The organism is Acinetobacter sp. UBA5984 (assembly GCF_002429925.1).
Lineage (GTDB): Bacteria > Pseudomonadota > Gammaproteobacteria > Pseudomonadales > Moraxellaceae > Acinetobacter > Acinetobacter variabilis.
In genome coordinates, this window is the sequence record NZ_DJBE01000082.1 from 132,068 (window position 1) to 151,741 (window position 19,674).

Annotated in this window: 19 protein-coding genes; 10 read left to right on the forward strand and 9 right to left on the reverse strand. The window is 41.8% G+C overall.

What is annotated here, in order from left to right; translation table 11 throughout:
• Positions 1-67: 67 nt before the first annotated feature.
• Both mrcB and B3J29_RS14315 read left to right on the forward strand, forming a co-directional pair.
• Entirely contained in the window at positions 68-2,458 is a 2,391-nt protein-coding gene (gene mrcB / locus B3J29_RS14310; RefSeq protein WP_214002058.1) for a penicillin-binding protein 1B, read from the forward strand.
• Positions 2,459-2,472: 14 nt separating this feature from the next.
• On the forward strand, positions 2,473-3,021 hold the full coding sequence (locus B3J29_RS14315) for a tetratricopeptide repeat protein (protein ID WP_034703724.1): 549 nt from the start codon (positions 2,473-2,475) through the stop codon (positions 3,019-3,021).
• 41 nt (positions 3,022-3,062) lie between these two features.
• On the opposite strand, the gene B3J29_RS14320 is transcribed toward B3J29_RS14315, so the two are convergent.
• Positions 3,063-3,962, reverse strand: coding sequence for an NUDIX domain-containing protein (locus B3J29_RS14320; protein ID WP_034703723.1), 900 nt, complete (start codon positions 3,960-3,962; stop codon positions 3,063-3,065).
• Between the two features lie 138 nt (positions 3,963-4,100).
• Between B3J29_RS14320 and hemP the strand changes: the two genes are divergently transcribed.
• Entirely contained in the window at positions 4,101-4,271 is a 171-nt protein-coding gene (gene hemP, locus B3J29_RS14325) for a hemin uptake protein HemP (protein ID WP_004784247.1), read from the forward strand.
• An 88-nt stretch (positions 4,272-4,359) separates the two neighbouring features.
• Here hemP and B3J29_RS14330 read toward each other — a convergent pair whose 3' ends face one another.
• From B3J29_RS14330 to B3J29_RS14345, 4 genes are all read right to left on the reverse strand, one after another.
• Entirely contained in the window at positions 4,360-5,682 is a 1,323-nt protein-coding gene (locus B3J29_RS14330; protein WP_034170731.1) for a sensor histidine kinase, read from the reverse strand.
• A complete protein-coding gene (locus tag B3J29_RS14335) occupies positions 5,679-6,350 on the reverse strand; it encodes a response regulator transcription factor (protein WP_286965981.1) in 672 nt (223 codons plus the stop codon). Before B3J29_RS14335 ends, B3J29_RS14330 begins: the two co-directional genes overlap by 4 nt.
• A 136-nt stretch (positions 6,351-6,486) precedes the next feature.
• Positions 6,487-6,852: a NirD/YgiW/YdeI family stress tolerance protein gene (locus B3J29_RS14340; protein ID WP_005236486.1), complete on the reverse strand. Its 366-nt coding sequence runs from the start codon at positions 6,850-6,852 to the stop codon at positions 6,487-6,489.
• Positions 6,853-6,947: 95 nt separating this feature from the next.
• Positions 6,948-8,705, reverse strand: a complete 1,758-nt coding sequence (locus tag B3J29_RS14345) for a GspE/PulE family protein (RefSeq protein ID WP_005236488.1) — start codon at positions 8,703-8,705, stop codon at positions 6,948-6,950.
• Positions 8,706-8,917: 212 nt separating this feature from the next.
• Here B3J29_RS14345 and B3J29_RS14350 point away from each other — a divergent pair, with 212 nt between their 5' ends.
• On the forward strand, positions 8,918-10,180 hold the full coding sequence (locus B3J29_RS14350) for an MgtC/SapB family protein (RefSeq protein ID WP_286965982.1): 1,263 nt from the start codon (positions 8,918-8,920) through the stop codon (positions 10,178-10,180).
• A gap of 121 nt (positions 10,181-10,301) precedes the next feature.
• Positions 10,302-10,481 carry a hypothetical protein gene (locus B3J29_RS14355; protein ID WP_228301757.1) on the forward strand — a complete coding sequence of 60 codons (180 nt, stop codon included), beginning with the start codon at positions 10,302-10,304 and terminating at the stop codon, positions 10,479-10,481.
• 913 nt (positions 10,482-11,394) lie between these two features.
• On the opposite strand, the gene tsaA is transcribed toward B3J29_RS14355, so the two are convergent.
• The gene (gene tsaA / locus B3J29_RS14360; protein WP_214002056.1) at positions 11,395-12,105 is read right to left on the reverse strand and encodes a tRNA (N6-threonylcarbamoyladenosine(37)-N6)-methyltransferase TrmO; all 711 of its coding nucleotides are present in this window, start codon (positions 12,103-12,105) and stop codon (positions 11,395-11,397) included.
• Positions 12,106-12,210: 105 nt separating this feature from the next.
• Here tsaA and B3J29_RS14365 point away from each other — a divergent pair, with 105 nt between their 5' ends.
• Entirely contained in the window at positions 12,211-12,990 is a 780-nt protein-coding gene (locus B3J29_RS14365) for a ferredoxin--NADP reductase (protein ID WP_005236496.1), read from the forward strand.
• Positions 12,991-13,360: 370 nt separating this feature from the next.
• Positions 13,361-15,775, forward strand: a complete 2,415-nt coding sequence (locus tag B3J29_RS14370; protein WP_214002055.1) for a membrane-bound PQQ-dependent dehydrogenase, glucose/quinate/shikimate family — start codon at positions 13,361-13,363, stop codon at positions 15,773-15,775.
• A gap of 67 nt (positions 15,776-15,842) precedes the next feature.
• Here the strand turns inward: B3J29_RS14370 and B3J29_RS14375 are convergent, their stop codons facing one another.
• From B3J29_RS14375 to B3J29_RS14385, 3 genes are all read right to left on the reverse strand, one after another.
• Positions 15,843-16,025, reverse strand: coding sequence for a hypothetical protein (locus B3J29_RS14375; RefSeq protein WP_214002054.1), 183 nt, complete (start codon positions 16,023-16,025; stop codon positions 15,843-15,845).
• Between the two features lie 18 nt (positions 16,026-16,043).
• Positions 16,044-16,295, reverse strand: a complete 252-nt coding sequence (locus B3J29_RS14380; protein ID WP_214002053.1) for a hypothetical protein — start codon at positions 16,293-16,295, stop codon at positions 16,044-16,046.
• A 191-nt stretch (positions 16,296-16,486) separates the two neighbouring features.
• A complete protein-coding gene (locus B3J29_RS14385; protein WP_214002052.1) occupies positions 16,487-17,110 on the reverse strand; it encodes a cation transporter in 624 nt (207 codons plus the stop codon).
• Between the two features lie 85 nt (positions 17,111-17,195).
• On the opposite strand from B3J29_RS14385, the gene B3J29_RS14390 reads away from it, so the two are divergent.
• The 3 genes from B3J29_RS14390 to B3J29_RS14400 all read left to right on the forward strand — a co-directional run bounded on the left by B3J29_RS14390 (position 17,196) and on the right by B3J29_RS14400 (position 19,407).
• On the forward strand, positions 17,196-17,606 hold the full coding sequence (locus tag B3J29_RS14390; protein ID WP_005236508.1) for a Cd(II)/Pb(II)-responsive transcriptional regulator: 411 nt from the start codon (positions 17,196-17,198) through the stop codon (positions 17,604-17,606).
• A 151-nt stretch (positions 17,607-17,757) separates the two neighbouring features.
• Positions 17,758-19,149 carry a tRNA 5-hydroxyuridine modification protein YegQ gene (gene yegQ, locus B3J29_RS14395; RefSeq protein ID WP_414632223.1) on the forward strand — a complete coding sequence of 464 codons (1,392 nt, stop codon included), beginning with the start codon at positions 17,758-17,760 and terminating at the stop codon, positions 19,147-19,149.
• 3 nt (positions 19,150-19,152) lie between these two features.
• On the forward strand, positions 19,153-19,407 hold the full coding sequence (locus tag B3J29_RS14400; RefSeq protein ID WP_005236512.1) for a YfhL family 4Fe-4S dicluster ferredoxin: 255 nt from the start codon (positions 19,153-19,155) through the stop codon (positions 19,405-19,407).
• Positions 19,408-19,674: the final 267 nt, after the last annotated feature.

Consider the following 19,674-nt stretch of genomic DNA (forward strand, 5'->3'; position numbering starts at 1 on the left):
TAAATATTGCAAAATAATGAAAAGCTTCGCATGATTAGCACAATTTCACAGGGTCTTATCGTCATTTATGAAATCTGAACGAGGTATGGGGTTCATTGCCTTAATCTTCTCCATTCTAGTCATTTCTGCATTTGTAGCATTTAGTATCTATTTGATTAAATTAGATAATATTGTGCGTGAAAAATTTGAAGGCCAACGCTGGGATATTCCGGCCAAGGTTTTCGCACGCCCGATGGAAGTGTATGTAAATGCCCCGGTCAGCCAGCAGGATTTCCAACAAGAATTAAAATTACTGGGTTATAAAGGTTCAGACAGCTATACCAAATCGGGCAGCTTTGTCAGCACTGGCAATACCATGTATGTACATACCCGTGGCTTTGACTTTGGCGATCGCGTTGAACCTGAACAAGTATTGAAAGTCAGCTTTAATGGCGATCAGATTACTGAAGTAAGTGCGACCAAGCCCTCTTCTAGCGGGATTGCCCGTCTGGAACCTTTATTGATTGGCGGTATTTATCCACAGCATAATGAAGACCGTGTGCTAATTAAGCTCAATAAAGTGCCTAAACCGTTAATTGATGCTTTAATTGCTACTGAAGACCGCAATTTCTACAATCACCATGGTGTATCTCCACGCGGGATTGCACGTGCAGTGGTGAGCAATATTACTGGTGGTAAGCGTCAAGGTGGTTCAACCCTCACCCAGCAGCTGGTCAAGAATTTCTACTTAACACCAGAACGCACCTTAAAACGTAAGGTGAATGAAGCCTTTATGGCGATGCTGATTGAATTACATTATGGCAAAGATGAGATTCTGGAAGCTTATTTAAATGAAGTGAATTTGGGCCAAAATGGCAACTATTCTGTAAATGGTTATGGTCTTGCTTCACAATTTTATTTTGGCCTCCCGTTACGTGAACTGAATATTTCTCAACAGGCCTTTTTAGTCGGTCTGGTACAAGGTCCAAGTCTGTACAACCCATGGCGTAATCCTGAACTTGCGAAAAAACGTCGTGATGTGGTTCTGAATAATATGCTGGTAATGGGTAATCTGACCCAAGATCAGTATGAAATAGAAACTGCCCGTCCGCTGAACGTCATTTCCAAGCCAACTTTGGGCCCTGCCCGCTTCCCGGATTTTCTGGACATTGTTCGCCGTCAATTGCGTACCGAATATCAGGAAACTGATTTAACCAACCAGGGTCTGCGTATTTTCACCACCTTAGATCCATTGGCACAAACCCGAATTCAAGACAGCTTTAAGGAAAGTGTAGCCCGTTTAAGCAAAGCCAATCCAGGCCGTCTAAAAGATTTGCAAGGCGCTGTTCTGGTCGCACACCCTGAAAATGGCGAACTGGTTGCAGCAGTAGGCTCTACTCAGGACTTTACCGGTTTTAACCGTGCTTTAGATGCCAAACGTCAGGTTGGATCTTTACTCAAACCGGTGATTTATCTGACAGCGCTAGAATCAAATCGTTACCACTGGGCCAGTCCAATTGAAGACAGTCAGATCACCATTCAAAGTGATGGCAAACCATGGACTCCGAAAAACTATAGCGGTAGTGTACATGGTGTAGTACCGATGTCTCTTGCCCTATCACAATCCTATAACCTGTCTGCGGTGCGTTTGGCACAGGAATTTGGCCTGTCAACCTTTATTAACCATTTGCAAAAATTTGGTGTGACTTCTGACATACCAAATTATCCATCTATTTATTTAGGTGCGGTAGATATGTCACCGATGGAAGTGATGAATATTTACGGCAACTTCGCAACAGGTGGCTTTAAATATCCGGTGAAATCGATTCGTTCTGTAGTCGATGCGAATGGCCACTCGCTTGAACGTTACAGCTTAAGTGTTCAGCCGACGATTGATCCAGCATCAGCCTATGCTCTGAATTATGGTTTACAACAGGTCATGTCGAGTGGTACTGGTCGTTCTGCTTATAACAGTTTGCCACGTAACCTGAATCTGGCGGGTAAATCGGGTACGACAAACGATACCCGTGATTCATGGTTTGCAGGTTATTCTGGCAATTATATGACAGTGGTCTGGTTAGGTCTGGATGACAACAAAGTCACTGGATTAACCGGTTCTTCAGGTGCCCTTCCGGTCTGGACCAATGTCATGAAACAGCTACGTCAGAAGCCGGTGAATCTGGCTCAGCCTAATGAAATTGAATGGCACTGGCTGGACCGTTATACAGGTAAACTGACTGCCCAAGGCTGTGATGGTGCCATGTATATTCCGATTTCACGCCATGCTCTACCAAATCAGGCGACTGCTTGTGGCATTTCACATTACGCCACCGAGCCTTATACGATTGATTCAGAACCTTCACTAGAAGATGAGGAAGAAGATGATCTCAGTCGTTATATACAAGAAAGTGAAACAGAAATAGAACGCGAAGTTGCTAAACAAACCCGTATTATCGCGAGTGGAAGTTATAGCCAATAATTGAGCCTATGTTTATGTTAAGAAAATTGATTCCTGGTCTGCTCATCCTCGGTCTGGTGGGCTGCCAAAGCATGTCGGAACCAGAACAGCCTGCGGCTCCGTCCAAACCTCCGGTTCAGCAAAAACCGAAGTCCTCTACACCTGATGGTGTAGTGATTACGCCCTATGATCGACCAGAGATTAAACGTCAAAAAATTGTGATCCCTGAGCAAAAGCCCCAGTCACAAAAATTTGATGACGGACGTAACTTACCTGCATTTAAAAAATTGATGAAGCAAACTCAGCAGGCTTATAGCAAGCAGCAATATAATCAAGCTGAAACTTCTGCAGTCCAGGCCCAGCGTTTGGCACCTCAAGCCTCAGAAACTTATCTGTATCTTGGTCTGATCGCAAACCGTAAAAACCAGCCGGCCCGTGCAGATGCTTTTGCCCTACGTGGTTTGAGTTATGCGCAAACCAATGCAATGAAAAAGCAGCTCTGGCAGGTACGCCTGAAAGCAGCTCAACTGCAAAAAAACACCAAAGCCATTCAGCAAGCTCAGCAGGCCTTAAAGAAATTTTAAGGCCCTGACGTGAGCCTAGTTATTTATAATAAGTTTTTGACTTAAACATAACGGATCCCTGCAATCCCATAAGCATGCTGGTTTTGAGCATAGTCTAGATCTTCAGCCTTCATACCACCTAAGGCAAATACAGGAATCTGTACCTGTTTAGCCATCTGTTTAAATTTTTCCCAGCCCAAAGCTGCGGTATCAGGATGTGTTTCTGTTGCCAGTACCGGGCTGAGTAAAGCTGCTTCACAGCCTATGTTTTCTGTATGTTTTAATGCTTCCAGATCGTGACAGGCTGCAAGATAACGATAACCACCAGCCAGCTCCCCTTTTTGTAGTTGCATCAATTGAGACTGTTTCAGGTGAATGGTACGAATGGTTTGCTGCTGCAATTCATTCAGTTGTGACCAAAGTCCCTGATTGATGATCAATCTGGATAACTGATCGACTGGAATCTGTTGTAACTGGCTGATGTATTCAGGGCTGGCCATTACTCGCCAATATAGCATCTGGTCTTTTTCCAGATTATTCAGGTGACTTAAGTCGTCAGAAATTTTGATCTTCCGCGGCCATTGTAGCTTTTGAATCATGGCCTGATTCGCTTTAGGAAAGTTCAGCTCACTGAGTTCATCCCGGCTATACCAGCGCCAAGGCTGCTTGATCTCAGCTAATTGTTCTGGCTGAACCGAAGCATGGAAAATATGCAGATTGACGATGACATCTTCATATTCATGCGAAATAAAATCAAAGGTATGCCATTGCTCAATATCAATTCTGACTTCTTCAATCACTTCACGTCGACATGCCTCTACAGGCAATTCGCCCTGTTCTACTTTTCCGCCTGGAAACTCATATTTATTGCCCTGATGCTGTTTGGCTTCACGCCAACCGACCAGAACCTGATTTTGATGAAATAAAATAGCGATTGCGACATGAATTGTGGCTTTGGACATAATGTTCTGAACCATTGAAGTTTTACAGATTGTAAGCAAATTAAAGTTTTTTATAAATGAAGCAATTATTCGTTGACAGATCTATTCGATAATGATTATCATTTAAATCAATCCAAAACACACCACGGAGTCGACGGAATGAACGCACCATTTAGCCTATTTACCCGTAATAATGATACTCAGCATGCGCTACCGATGTTGCATTCGAACAATTTATTTGCGCTAGGACGAGAAATCCGGATCATGCATGCGGGTGAAGAATACCGTCTACGTTTGACTCGTAACAATCGTCTCATCCTGACTAAGTAATTTAAATACTCCAAAAATAATAAACGTGGGAACAGGCAGTATGAATCAGCGCATACTGCTTTTTTAATTGCTAGATCCAATGACTATATTATTTAGATTGAAAAATTAATGAAACTTTAAGTCCACCCAAAACTGACGGCGCATAATCAATCTTGGCCGTATGTAACTGCATAATCTTTTGACAAATCGACAGTCCCAAACCTGAACCTTGTGTTCGCGTGCCCAAGGCGCGGTAAAAACGCTCACCTAAACGTTGAACAACTTCTTCCTGAATTCCCTCTCCCGAATTTTCAATCACGAGTTGTAGATTCTGGCTTTCAACTATCGTCTTGATTTCGACCTGTCCCTGCACAGGCGTATAACGAATGGCATTATCAACCAGATTGCGGATACAGCTAAAAATCAGCTCTGCATTTGCTTCAATCACTGCATCTTCGAGTTTTAAGTTCCAGTGAATCTCTTTTTCCTGAGCAAGAGGTTTTAAAGCTTGTAAGACCTCCTGAACCAATACTTTAAGATTCACCTGCTGTTTGGGCAGCTGCTCTGCATGTTCTGGATCAAGCCGAGCCAATAGCAATAAGTTTTCCAGAATCTGCGTTCCGCGGTTGACGTCATTCTGAATCATCTGTAACGCTTGCCTAAGTTGGGCATCTTCCTGATATTTACGTTTCAGCACCTGTAAACGCATTTGAATGGCAGACAATGGGGAACGCAACTCATGTGAAGCGTCGGCAGTGAAACGTTGCTCGGCAGCCAATGATTTTTCCAGCCTGCTCAACATGGCATTCAGCTGACGGACAATCGGTTGCAGTTCAGTAATCTCAGGATCAGGACTTTGAACCGGACTGAGATCTTGAGCAGATTTGGAACCAATTTCTCGGGAAATTTTATTTAAAGGTCTTAATTGCCGCTTAATGGCAAAACGTAAAATCAGCCACTGTAATATCCATAGGATAAATAAAATCCCGGCGAAACCTAAAGTCGTTTGCCAAAGCTCATCAAAGCGTACTGAAAGCGGTTGTACCACTTTCACTTTCAAGTCTTGATCTTCAGCAATCAGGATGCGAATAAAATGGCCATTTTCATAATCAAAGTGAAATCCGTTTTTCTGTGCAACTGGTATCTCATTAATCAGTTCATCATCAATTGAAGTGGTCAGTACCTGCTGATTCAGTAGTAGGGCATATTGAATATCAAACTGCTCACTGATTTCATCGACCTGCGTATTTTTGGCTTGGTTCACATCTCCTAGAAGTAACTCTGAAATTTCTTCCATCAGGTCATCATGCAGATCAATCGCCTGATAGCTGGAAATTCCCAATAACAGCAGCCACGCCAGAAATCCTGCCAGTATGGAACTGAACATGGCATGTTGAATCAGCCGACTTTGCAGGGAAATAGGTGCCTTCATATGGAGGCCTCGGGTTTATGCATCCGGTAGCCCAAGCCACGAATGGTTTTAATCATCTGGCTACCGATTTTTTTACGTAGCTGATAAATAAAGACTTCAATCGCATTGCTTTCGATTTCATCTCCCCAGGCATAGAGTGATTCTTCCAGCTGTTCTCGGGTAATGATATGTTCTGGTTTTTGCATCAGCTTATATAAAATCTGGAATTCTTTTGCAGTCAGATTAATGCTCTGCCCCGCCTTCATTACAGTCTTGGCCTGATTGTCCAGACTAAGATCCTGCCATTGCAGGATATGATTTGGCATTTGCTGTTTTTGTCTGAGCTGGGCACGAACGCGAGCGGAAAGTTCTTCCAGACTGAAAGGTTTTACCAGATAATCATTGGCCCCTAGATCGAGTCCTGCGACCCGATCATGAATACTGTCCTTGGCGGTAATAAATATAACGGGCGTATCTTTCTGTTTATTGCGCAAGCTTTTAAGAATGTCGTCTCCGGTTGTATTCGGCAGGCCACGGTCCAGCAAAATACAGTCATACTGATGCTGTTCAATCGCCAGAATGGCATGATCCCCACGATCAACCCGATCAATCACATAACCGTCCATTTCCAGCCAGGTTTGAATACTTTCCGCCTGAGATTCATCATCCTCTGCCAAAAGAATACGCATGTTATGCTCCGCTTGTTTTACCTTTCTATCTTGCCTTGAAAAAGTTTCAGACTCAAAAAAACCACATGCTTTTTGGTAACTTGCATGTGGTTTTTTGTTGCTATCTTCAGATTCAGTTCAGGAAATCATGCTGAAATTAAAACTGAACTTGGTCGACATCAATTTCAACACGTTTCGCAGGTTTATAGTCAATGTCCACTTCACCAATGATTACCACAGGTGTTTTAGCTGATACTGGTTTACCCTGCCAAAGTTCATCATCAATTTCGACAGTAATGGTGCCGGTATTGTCACGGAACTGGTATTTTTCATCACCGACAGCTTTTACCACATAACCTTTTAGCTGTACCTTGCTGTCATCTTTCATGGTCAACGCTTGCTTAACTGTAGTCGTTTTAGCAAATGCAGCCTGATTCACCGCAGTTTCACTACTCGCAACTGCGGCAGTCCCAATTGAACCCATTAATGCAGCTGCTAAAACAGTATTCATCATCATTTTCATTGCAGTTACCTCTTTTTAAAGTCTTGCCCTGTTTCGATAATGCTATTAAAACAGCCGAAGATGAATTGAATCTTAAGATCGCTTCATCTTCAGAATTAATTTAATGGCACAACTCTCAAAACTTCTTCAAGCGTGGTGACCCCTTCCAGAATCTTGCGAGCACCGGCAATCCGTAAAGGTTCTACCCCTTCTTTTTTTGCCTGCTGACGTAACTGATTCAGATTAGCATCCGCTCCGATCAACTGCTTGGTAGTCAGGCTAAGCGGCATAAACTCATAAATCCCGATTCGGCCTTTATAACCGGTATGGCGACACTCTTCACAACCGACTGCTTTAAAAACAAATTCCGGACGTGGTAAAGGATAGTCCACCGCCAGATGCTGCCATTCCTGCTCATCCAGGAAACTCTCCTGCTTGCAGTGCGGACATAGCTTACGTACCAGACGTTGGGCCAAAACGCCCAAGATGGTGGCTGCTGTTAAAAATGGTTGTACGCCCAGATCGTGCAAACGGGTCAGACTCGACGGTGCATCATTGGTATGTAAGGTAGAAAGTACTAGGTGACCGGTTAATGCTGCCTGAATCGCCATATTGGCCGTATCTTGGTCACGAATCTCACCGACCATGATTATGTCCGGATCCTGACGCATCAGTGCACGCACACCATCTGCAAAGCCTAGTTCAATTCCGTTATTGACCTGCATCTGGTTAAAGCTTGGTTCCAGCATCTCGATCGGATCTTCAATCGTGCAGACATTCACCTGCTCAGTCGCAAGCTGTTTCAGTGTCGAATACAAGGTCGTAGTCTTACCTGAACCGGTCGGGCCTGTGACCAGAATAATACCGTGACTGTGACTGGTCAGATTATTCCAGTCATTGAGTAAATGTCCTTCGAAACCGAGCTGCTGAAAACTTCTGACTAGAACCTCCGGATCAAAAATACGCATTACCAGCTTTTCACCAAATGCGGTGGGTAAGGTCGATAAACGCAGTTCTGTTTCCTGTCCTTTTGGAGTTCGGGTTTTTAAACGGCCATCCTGTGGTTTACGTTTTTCTGCCACATTCATCCGACCCAGAATCTTGATTCGGGAAATGACTGCAGTCAGGGTATTGGCTGGCATGTTATAGATGGTATGCAATACCCCATCAATCCGGAAACGGATTTTGCCGGTGTCTTTGCGCGGTTCCATATGGATATCACTGGCACCCTGCTCAAAGGCAAACTGTAACACCCAGTCTACCAGTTTCACGATATGCTGGTCATTGGCATCCGGATTCTGGGAATCACCCAGTTGCAGCAAGGCTTCTACACCTTTATTTTCCCGCTCATAAGCAGATGATTTTTGCGAGCCACTGACTGCACGACTCACCTGATAATACTCAACAATATAACGCTGGAGCTGTTCCGGATTGAGCAATACCCGTTCAATTTTTTTCGGTGCAATATTCTGTTCGAGATTAGATACCCATTCAGTTTTATAAGGCTGATCTGTGGCGATCAGAACTTTATCTGGTTGAATTTCTACTGCCAGAATACGGTTACGCAGTGCATATTCCTGTGACATAACATTGGTCAAGGCCTGCACATCAGCTTTGAGCGGATCGATGATATAGAACATTAAACCGGTTTTTTCTGCCAGCCACTGGCATAAGCGGTTGAGTGTCAAAGTACTTTGAGGATGGGACTGATCAACCAGACTAAAGTTCGCGATCCATTGTAAAGGATGCCATTTTATTTGTTCACGTTGACGATGTGTGGTCTGAACTCGCATCCGGTCACGTTCAGTTATTTTTCCGTCTTTTAAAAGCTGATCCAAACACCAGCCTGTATCAATTTCAAAATCAAATTTCATGATTGATGGTCCCCAAAACTGTCTCCACTATAACAAGTTTTTCCTGTTTTTCGCATTCCATTGCGACTTCAAAACTAGAAAGCGGATTTATCTTTCATGAATATTAAGCACATCATATGGGTTTTAGTTCATAACCTTTTTCTGCTTGTCGATGTGTCAATTTTTCGCCTATATTTCAATCAGGATATCTTATTTAATCGCTGAGGCCAGGTATGGATTTAAGCGTGGTTCCCTTAAGTGAAAGTAGCTCCTTTCATGAGTTGCTTACCATCCTGACTGCTGCCTTAGGATGTGGTTTACTAATCGGGCTGGAACGTGAACGGCACAAACAGCGTGAGGAACAGGCCAGTTTTGCCGGGCTACGCTCTTTTGCCATCTGTGCTTTATTAGGCGCATTGTGCTTTCTATTTGGAATGGCAATGGGTCTGGCCGGTGCACTCATTATTGGCGGCATTGTCATTTTTTCTATTAGAAACCAGATAGAAGATCCGGGAATTACAACTGAATTGGCCTTTATCATGACCTATTTTATTGGGGCGATTTGTCTGTGGAATATTCCTCTGGCTGCAGGACTAGCAGTTCTGATCACGATAATTTTAATGGCCAAACACTCTATGCATAATATTGCCGGACAGTGGATTACTGAGGCTGAATTTAGGGATGGATTACTATTATTAGCCTTAATTCTGATTGGTTTACCACTAACCCCTGACCGACCTTTATGGGGTGAAGTGCTGAACCCTTATCTGATTTTAAAATTAGTAATTCTCATACTGGTAGTTCAAGCTTTGGCACATATCGCTAAACGTTTCTTCTCGACTAAAAATGCCCTGATGCTGTCCTCCATTGCTTCCGGTTTTGTTTCCAGTACCGCCACTATTGCTCAATTAGGTATACAGGTCCGTAAAGGTGAAATGGATGCAAAATCCAATGCCGGTGCCGCGCTGATGTCATGTATCTCGACTATTGTGTTGCTATTGAATGTGGTCGGGGGCGTATCCTGGAGCTGGCTTAAAATCCTGCTCTTGCCCTCTTTAGTTGCCGTAATCCTTCTGGCAGCTTGTGCATTTTTATTATTGCGCAAGGCAAAACCTGCGCCGAGCATGGAATCATCAGACAGCCAGATGTTTAGCTTAAAAGAAGCGGTGATTATTGCAGTGACATTAACATTGATTCAGGCTGGAGTTTACGGACTGGAGGTCTGGCTCGGGGATGCCGGCTTACTGGCCGGGACCCTACTTGCCTCTTTGTTCGAGATTCATGCCGCGATGGCCAGTGTTGTCGTTCAAGGCGCTCCCTCCAATATGCGTTTGATTTATGCCCTGCTTTTAGGTCTGGGTGCTCATGCCTTGGCCAAGTCAGCCAATGCCGCTTTGACCGGAGGCTTGAAGTTTGTCCTTTATTTTGCGCCTGTGCAGATTTTGCATATGGTAGTTTTGATTGGCTTGTTGTGGTGGATAGTTTTTGATTATTAAGTATATATAAATATTTAATTTTTATTTATTTTTCAATTTTGATTTTAATATTTTCTCGCTATAATTGATTTGCTTTACGTTTACACAACAATTGAATTAATATAATTTTTATAGGGTATTTATGAAATTTAAGGCTTTATCATTCGCAATTTTTAGTGCCTTCATGTTAACTGCATGTGGTGGGGGTTCATCTTCTGATTCAAATGGCGGTAATACTGGAACTGGAAATACTACCCTTACAAAACCTGCCTTCCAACAATGGTCATCATTCTATATTGATGAATTTCCGATTCAGACCTAAATTATGAAATTGAACAGCTAACCTTTGATCAAGGAAATGTCTATATTAAAGTTGATGAGACAACAGGCTGGGATGAAAGTGAAACTTTCTATCTAACTGAAAATGGATTATATGATCACGGTTCTACACATGCGACCTATGGCAAATTGCAAGGGACTATTACGGCTAATGCAACCACTTGGAAGCAAGTTCCATATTCTCCAATTAATTCCACAGGATTAAGCAGTACACTTACATTCAAGGTCTTTGATATTAGTGGTAAAAATATTGCTCAAGTCCTCAGTCCAGACCATTATGTCAATTTAAAATATAATTTACTCGATACCTACCCTATGGGAGAAAAAGGGGAAGATTTTTATCGAGTACTTTCTAATTCAACCTTCCCTACCGGATCTACTTGTATTCAACTCCAAACTATTAATAACTCACAAAATATATTGAGTTATATAAATATTCACTTGAAGATTATGTACAAGATTATTTAAAACTTGAATGGGCTGATATTTCAAAAGATAGTAAATATGCCAAACATACTTTTAAGGATGCTATAGCATATCTAGATCTTAGAGAAGATCAGCAATGGGGACTAGCTGAATATAAGAACAAATATTATGAAGTTGATTATCATCCAGCTGGAGAGGAATACAATGTCAAAAATATTTTAACCGCATCTAAAGCACTGGTTAATTCAGCATCTGCTCAGGACAAACCAGCTCTACAGGAATATGCAACTTTACAAGAAAATGCATGCACTTTATTTAATAATACTGCATCTGAAGAATTAAGAAAGCAAATTAAAAAATACTCGTAACAACTTGATATAAAGTACTTCGAGTGCTGTAGATTAATATTAAATAGGAACTCCAATTTAGTTGAGGTTCCTATTTTTAAATCAGTATTTCATTTTAAAAATTCAAAAAATTAACTGATCGACTACAATATCAGCTAAAGTAACTTTAAATTTCACATCCAAGTCCGCAAACTTCATTCCATAAACTCGGTTCTCATCATCCTGATATGCCGGCCTAGGATCGAGAGATAAAACGGCTTCAAGTTCTTCTAGCAATTGAGCAGATATTTTTCCTTTTTCTAATAATAATTTTTTTTGCTGTTCAGCGTCCTCACTCCAAATCACGGGCTTACGTGATGGTTCGTCCTGAGCATAACCGCTTTGCGCATCAATCACTGAATCCGAATATTGAATATAAGGTTTAATGTCTATAATCGGCGTTCCATCTAGCAGGTCGCTTCCTGCGACATAAACCCGGACATTTTTACCGACTTTTTCGACACGATTTAATTTCACGACTGATAAACCAATGGGTGCAGGACGGTACATACTACGTGTCGCAAACACTCCGATTTTCTGGTTACCGCCTAAACGTGGTGGTCGAACCTGCGGACGAAACTGCTGGCTCTGCTGATTTTTATTGTCATGAAACTGCCAGACTAACCAGAGATGACTAAACTCTTCGATGCCTTCAAATGCGAGTAAATCATTATATGGACCGGTCATTTCAATATAGCTTTCAACCTGTACCAAATTAGGCTGACGCGGGATGCCAAACTTTTCTTTATAGGGAGAATGCATATAGCCAATAATCGGCAGAGTGAGTTCGGTCATAATCACTTTTTTTGATAAGCTCAATTAAATATATTCAGTTTATAGAGAATGAATTTAGATTAGAATAGCAACCTGTTCTAATTTGATAACTTATTGAGACCTTTAATGGCTGCTTTTAACGTCGAAAAGATTACTCACGTCCACCATTGGAATGACACTTTATTCTCTTTTAAAACGACTCGTGACACTGCATTACGTTTTAAAAACGGTCAGTTTGTGATGATCGGTCTTGAAGTCAATGGCAAGCCTTTAATGCGTGCATATTCAATTGCAAGTGCAAACTATGAAGAAGAGCTGGAATTCTTCTCAATCAAAGTTCCAGATGGTCCTCTTACCTCTATTCTACAAAAAGTTAAAGTTGGCGACGAAATCCTGGTTTCTAAAAAACCTACAGGTACGCTGGTTCTTGATGACCTGAATCCAGGTAAGAACTTGTATCTTCTTTCTTCAGGTACTGGTCTTGCACCTTTCCTTTCTGTAATCCGTGATCCAGAAACTTATGAACGTTTTGAAAAAATCATCGTCGTTCACGGTACACGTTTCATCTCAGAACTGGCTTATCAAGATTTGATTTTGAATGAAATTCCAAACCATGAATTCTTCGGTGAATTGGGTGCTAAAGAAAAATTAGTGTATTACCCAACTGTTACTCGTGAAGAGTTCCATACCCAAGGTCGTGTAACCACTGCGATTGAATCTGGTCAATTATTCGAGAAAATCGGACTACCACGTTTCAACCCTGAAACTGACCGTGCAATGCTCTGTGGTTCTCCTGCATTCCTTGACGACGTTGCTGCACTGCTAGATCAACACGGTCTGAAAGAATCTCCACGTATGGGTGTTTTGGGTGACTACGTAATTGAACGTGCATTCGTAGAAAAATAATCTGCAAAAAAACCTTTTGCAACCTAAAACGCATGCTTTAAGCATGCGTTTTTTATATCCAGTAAGTCTTAATCTGAAAGAATTAATTCAACCTGCTCTCTACTTAAAATTTCTTATAATTAGCGTATTTATAAAATGCAATTACTTAAAAAGTAAAATAAATGATAAATATCAATACTCACATTATATTTTTTAGTCAAAAATTCATTCTTAAATGTTAGAATATGTAACTGTAATTGATTTCTCATGAGGATTTATCCTCGCTAAAGACTTAGTTACATAAACTCTGTAAACTTTTAATTCGATCTATTTAGATCCCATTCTCCTGTTTCACTGTTTATGCAACCAAGCCGTTTTCTATAGGCAAGGTATGAGCACTGAACAACCCTCCTCTATCGAGCGTACAGGTTCTAGAGTCTATCGCTATTTTGTAGTGGTATTAACTTTACTCGTTGCGCTGTACTTGATCATTCAAGGCGCTAAATTACTCAGCCTCGGTGGTACAAGTTATTATCTCATCGCAGGGATTGCCTATGTTGCAATCGCCATTTTCTATGCGATGAAAAAAGTCCTTGGTTTCTGGCTTTCTATTGTTACTTTTATTGCAACCATCATCTGGGCGATTGCTGAAGTTCAAGGTTTGAGCTTCTGGCAATATATTCCACGTTTGGTGGTTCCAACTATTCTGCTTGTCCTCAGCATGTGGGCAAGCAAAAACCTGCCAGCACTCGATGCTGCAAAAATCAAAGCTGCCAATCTTGTTGGCTTTGTCGGTTTCTTTGCCTGTATGGCAGCCCTGATTGCTGCATTCTTCCCACACGGTAAAATCCTCAATCCTGTTGATATCGTACAAGACCCTGCACTGGCTAAACCGAATGCAGAAAACACAGACAACTGGGAATATTTCGGTCGTAATGGTAACGGTACCCGCTTTGCACCGTACACTGACATTACCCCTGAAAATGTCAAAGATCTGAAAGTCGCTTGGACTTATCACACTGGTCGTGATACCTCTGCCGGTGTCGATGAAAATACACCGATCCAAATTGGCAGCACATTGTACTCATGTACACCAACTAATATCATTTCAGCGATTGATGGTGACAGTGGTAAAGCACTTTGGAAATATGATCCACATGCAAAAACTGCAGAGCATATTACCTGCCGTGGTGTCGGTTACTATGATGCAACTAAAGACAAATCTTTAACTGCGGCAGACCTACAAGCACCTGGTATTAAAGCTTGTCCACAACGTATTCTAACTTCTACTGTTGATGGCCGTTTAATTGCCTTAAATGCTAAAACTGGTGCTTTATGTCCAGAATTTGGTACTAACGGTCAGGTCGATGTTCTGCATGACATGGGTCCTACCGAACAAAGTAAACGTTACCATCCAACGTCTACTCCACTCATTGCGGGTCATGTTGCCGTATTAGGTGGCTGGGTACGTGATATTGTGCATGGCGAACCGTCTGGTGTGGTTCGTGCTTATGACGTTCGTACTGGTAAATTGGCCTGGGCTTGGGATGTCGGTAATCCTGAACTGGTTGGTGAACCTAAAGATGGCAAAGGCTTTACTTTAGAAACACCAAACATGTGGACCATCCCGACTTATGACAAAGACCTGAATCTGGTTTACTTACCTACAGGTAATGGTCCTCCTGACTACTGGGGTGGTGACCGTAACGGAGCCAAAGAAAAATTTGGTTCTGCCATTGTTGCCGTAAATGCCTTGACTGGTAAAACTGTTTGGTCTTATCAAACTGTTCACCATGATGTCTGGGATTATGACTTGCCGTCACAACCTGTACTTTATGACATGACTGATGATCATGGCAAAAAAGTTCCAGCGTTGATTCAAACTACCAAAATGGGTCAAATCTTCGTTCTTGACCGCCGTACTGGTAAACCAGTCACTAAAGTTGAAGAACGTCCAGTCGACACCAATGGTGCTGAAGGTGAAAAACTTTCTCCTACCCAACCATTCTCTGTTGGCATGCCACAAATTGGTAATGCGACATTGACTGAACAGGATATGTGGGGCATCTCAACCTTTGACCAATTGGCTTGTCGTATTGACTTTAAAGACTCTGTGTATAACGGTCTTTACACTGCACCTAGTGAAAAACCATATATCGAATGGCCTAGCTTGCTTGGTGGCTTCAACTGGGGCGGTATCTCCATTGATGAATCTACTAGCATGATGTACGTTAACGATATGCGTATGCCACTTCGTATGTCATTGGTTCGTAAAGAAGATATGGGTAAATATCATATCTCAACTGACGAAGTACCAGGATTCATGGGTACCGTACGTCCGCAATTGGCTGGTCCTTATGCGGGTGTGAAAATTGACATCATGCAATCTAAACTGGGTGTTCCTTGTAACAAACCTCCATTTGGTACCATGACTGCCATCGACTTGAAATCTAAAAAAGTTGTTTGGGAAGTGCCAATGGGGACAGCAAAAGAATTGGGGCCGTTAGGTGTTAAAACCCATATGCCAATTCCTTTAGGTATGCCAACACTCGGTGGTCCTACTTCAACAGCGTCTGGTCTGGTGTTCTTCGCAGGTACTCAGGATTATTACCTACGTGCGCTTGATTCAAAAACTGGTAAAGAAGTGTGGAAAGCAGAGCTTCCTGTTGCTGCTGTTGCTGCACCGCTGATTTATAAATCTCCAAAAACTGGCAAACAATATGTTGTGATTTCTGCAGGTGGGGCAAGCCACTCTAAAGATGTCGGCGACTATATCATTGCCTTTGCTTTACCTGATCAAAAATAATTTTTTCATAGATAAAGAAAAAACCGAAGCTTAGGCTTCGGTTTTTTATTGCAATCATCATTAAAAATTAACGATCGCGACCTTCTTGGTTTGCAGAACCTGAACAGCCTGCACCACCACCGATAATAAAACCGCTTTCTGCTTTACATGAACCAATCATACGGCCATGTGAGTCAAATGTAGTCACTGTTGATGCACAACCAGTTAGTACGATAGTCGTTGCAAATGCAATAAGTACTGATAATTTCATGATATTCCCCTCTATGATTTATGGTGCTAAATGAATCTGATTTTGACTTGGTGGTACTGGCAATAAACCTGTTTTGACATCCACCGTATTGTAGTTCACGCCAATTGCATTGCCTGATCCATTACAATGAGCACTAGCAGTTGAAAGCAGACCACGTGTAGCTTTACATGATCCAATCACCTGACCCGATGCATCATAAGTGACGACCATAGAACTACATCCAGTCATCAGTACAATAGTTGAAAGTGAAAATAGTTTTATGAAGCTCATTGCTCCCCCTCAAAAACACTAAAAAAATTTAAATTGTTTAGTTATATGAATCTTTTCTAAATTTCGCGAATGATTCTTCCTAAATTTATCGCATTTGTAAAGCTTTATTTTTCATCTATTTTTTAGACTTATGGCTAATAAAAAAGCTGCCTGATCAGCAGCTTTTTCATAATTAAATTTAATATTAAGGATCAGGCTGACTCATGCTTCAATACTCGTTCAGCTAGAGCCTGTTTCACTACATGATATCCAGCACTTAAGCCAAGACTCGCCATAATGATTGCAACAATAATATCTGGCCATAGACTGCCAGTGCCAAAGACTCCCACTGCTGCAAAAATGACGGCCACATTGCCGATCGCATCATTACGGCTGCACAACCAGACTGATTTCATATTGGCATCGCCATCCCGGAAAGCATATAAAATTATGGCTGTGACAACGTTTGCGATTAAGGCCAATACTCCGATGATCCCCATCGTAATGGCTTCAGGTGGAATACCTTGCATAAAGGCATAAATCACTTTACCAATGACGACTAGACCAAATACTGCCATGGTCAATCCTTTAATCAGAGCAACTGTTGCACGCCAATACAGACTTGCACCAATCACCGCCAGAGAAATACCATAATTCACAGCATCTCCAAAGAAATCTAGCGCATCTGCCCATAAGGCCGATGAATGTGCATAGGCACCGCCGATCAGCTCTACACCAAATAAGGCTAGGTTAATCAATAATGCAATCCATAAAGCTGTTCTAAATTTGCTATTAGGTTTGGGCGGCGCGGGTTCATGACTACAACTACAGGCCATATTATTCTCCGATGATTTTTTATCCTGAATGCGATAAAGTCATTAGAAACTATGGAGTCACTCCAAGGTCAAGCCTGAGGTATTTATGTCACATTATTTGATTTCTGATATAGCCAAGAAAACCGATTTAAGTACTGATACCATTCGATTTTATGAGAAAAGAGGTTTGATTCAGCCGAATTTTCGAGCAAGTAACCAGTATCGTTATTATGGCGAAGAAGCCTTAAAACGCTTGATTTTTATCAAACGCTGTCGTGCTTTAGGCATGTCTATAAAAGAAATTGAATACCTGATTCAGCTGGAACAGAATCCAGAACAGGATTGCTGTGAAGTTAACCAGATGATTGATCAGCACCTTATAGACATTTCAAATAAAATTAAAGAATTACAGTTATTTAAAAAGCAATTAATGGCGCTTCGCGAAAGCTGTAATACCCCAACTACGATTGATCATTGCCAGATTTTGAAAGCACTGGAATCTATTGAAAATAGCTGAAATATTTATGGATATTTTAAATCGTTCACTGTTTATTTTTTAACTTGAAATTGAGTTAAATTCTACCAATTCCGAGTTATTTACTAGGTTGAATCCTGATTTTAGATGACTAGAATAAAGACGTACTTTTTATATGTCTTTCGATTTCATCATGAGCATTTCTCACGTTACGGAACTTCTCTCACCTGCTGGCTCACTGAAAAATATGCGCTATGCCTTTGCTTATGGTGCAGATGCAGTCTATGCCGGCCAGCCGCGTTATAGCTTACGTGTTCGTAATAATGAATTTGACCATGACAATCTGGCTATTGGCATCAAAGAAGCTCACGCGCTTGGAAAAAAATTCTATGTGGTTGTGAATATTCAGCCGCATAACTCCAAGCTGAAAAATTTTATCCGTGACCTTAAACCTGTAGTCGCCATGCAGCCTGATGCGCTGATCATGTCTGATCCAGGCCTAATCATGATGGTGCGTGAGCACTTCCCGGATATGGATATTCATCTTTCAGTTCAAGCCAATGCAGTGAACTGGGCAACAGTAAAATTCTGGAAGAATATGGGACTTACTCGCGTGATTTTGTCACGTGAACTGTCCATTGAAGAAATTGAAGAAATCAAACAGCAAGTTCCAGATATGGAAATTGAAGTCTTTATTCATGGCGCACTGTGCATGGCTTATTCTGGCCGTTGCATGCTGTCTGGTTATATGAATAAGCGCGATGCCAATCAGGGTGCCTGTACCAATGCCTGTCGCTGGGAATACAAGGTATTGGACGCTAAAGAAGATGAAACGGGCGATGTGATCCCAGTGAAAAATATTGATTCTGGCTGTTGTTCAAAAGATGCTGATGAGTCACATATGCAAGTACAACATCAGTTTGATGAACCTGTGTTATTGCAACGTAATGACGAGGATATATTTGCTGCCGAAGAAGATGAGCACGGCACTTATTTTATGAATTCCAAAGACCTGCGTGCAGTGCAGCATGTGGAACGATTGACCAAGATTGGCGTGCACTCCCTGAAAATTGAAGGTCGGACCAAATCTTATTTCTACTGTGCGCGTACTGCGCAGATTTACCGTAAAGCCATTGATGATGCACTTGCTGGTAAGCCATTCGATTCTTCACTAATGACTCAACTCGAAGGTTTGGCCAACCGTGGTTATACCGAAGGTTTTCTACGCCGTCATGTACATAGTGAATATCAAAACTATGAAAATGGTTCATCGAGTTTCGATCATCAGCAGTTCTGTGGGGAAGTGTTAGAGCGTAATAGTGACTATATCAAGATTGATGTAAAAAACCGTTTTGTCGTTGGTGACTCACTAGAGTTGATGACCACTAAAGGCAACATCACCTTTACCTTGACAGAGATTAAAGACCGTAAAGGCAATCTGATTGAAGATGCTAAAGGTTCAGGGCATATCGTTGAAATTCCAATACCAGCAGATGTCGATATGCAGTATGCCCTGCTGATCCGTAATCTGCCATCATCATCTGTAGACATTTCAGCCTCTTCATTGGCTTATCAGGCGAGTTAAAAAATGGCGCTCTTGATTACCGATAAATGTATCAACTGTGATATGTGCTTACCGGAATGCCCAAATGAAGCAATTTATGAAGGCGATAAGATCTATGAAATCGACGTGAATCGTTGTACGGAATGCGTCGGTTTCTATGATCATCAAACCTGTATTGCCGTCTGTCCTATTGAGTGCATTGTGCCGCATCCAGAGCATCGGGAAACGCAAGAGCAGTTAATGGAGAAATTTAAAGGTTTGAATCTGTTTAAAGCTTGAAGGATGCATGAAGTCTTATGACTTCATCTAAGAACAACCTTAGGGAAAGATAAAAATAAGGGTTGAAAACAAAAACTGTCCAGAGGAAAGGAACAGCTAAAAGCGATTGGGGACGCTTTTGGCTGATCTAACAATAACTAAAAAAAAGGAACCCGGGTGTTAGCGTCCTGAGTTCCTATAAAGCGAAAATAATAATAGGAGTTTGAGATTGCACTTGGGATGTGGGGATTCCAGGTGCTCTTTTTTTACTGACCAGAACGGATGATG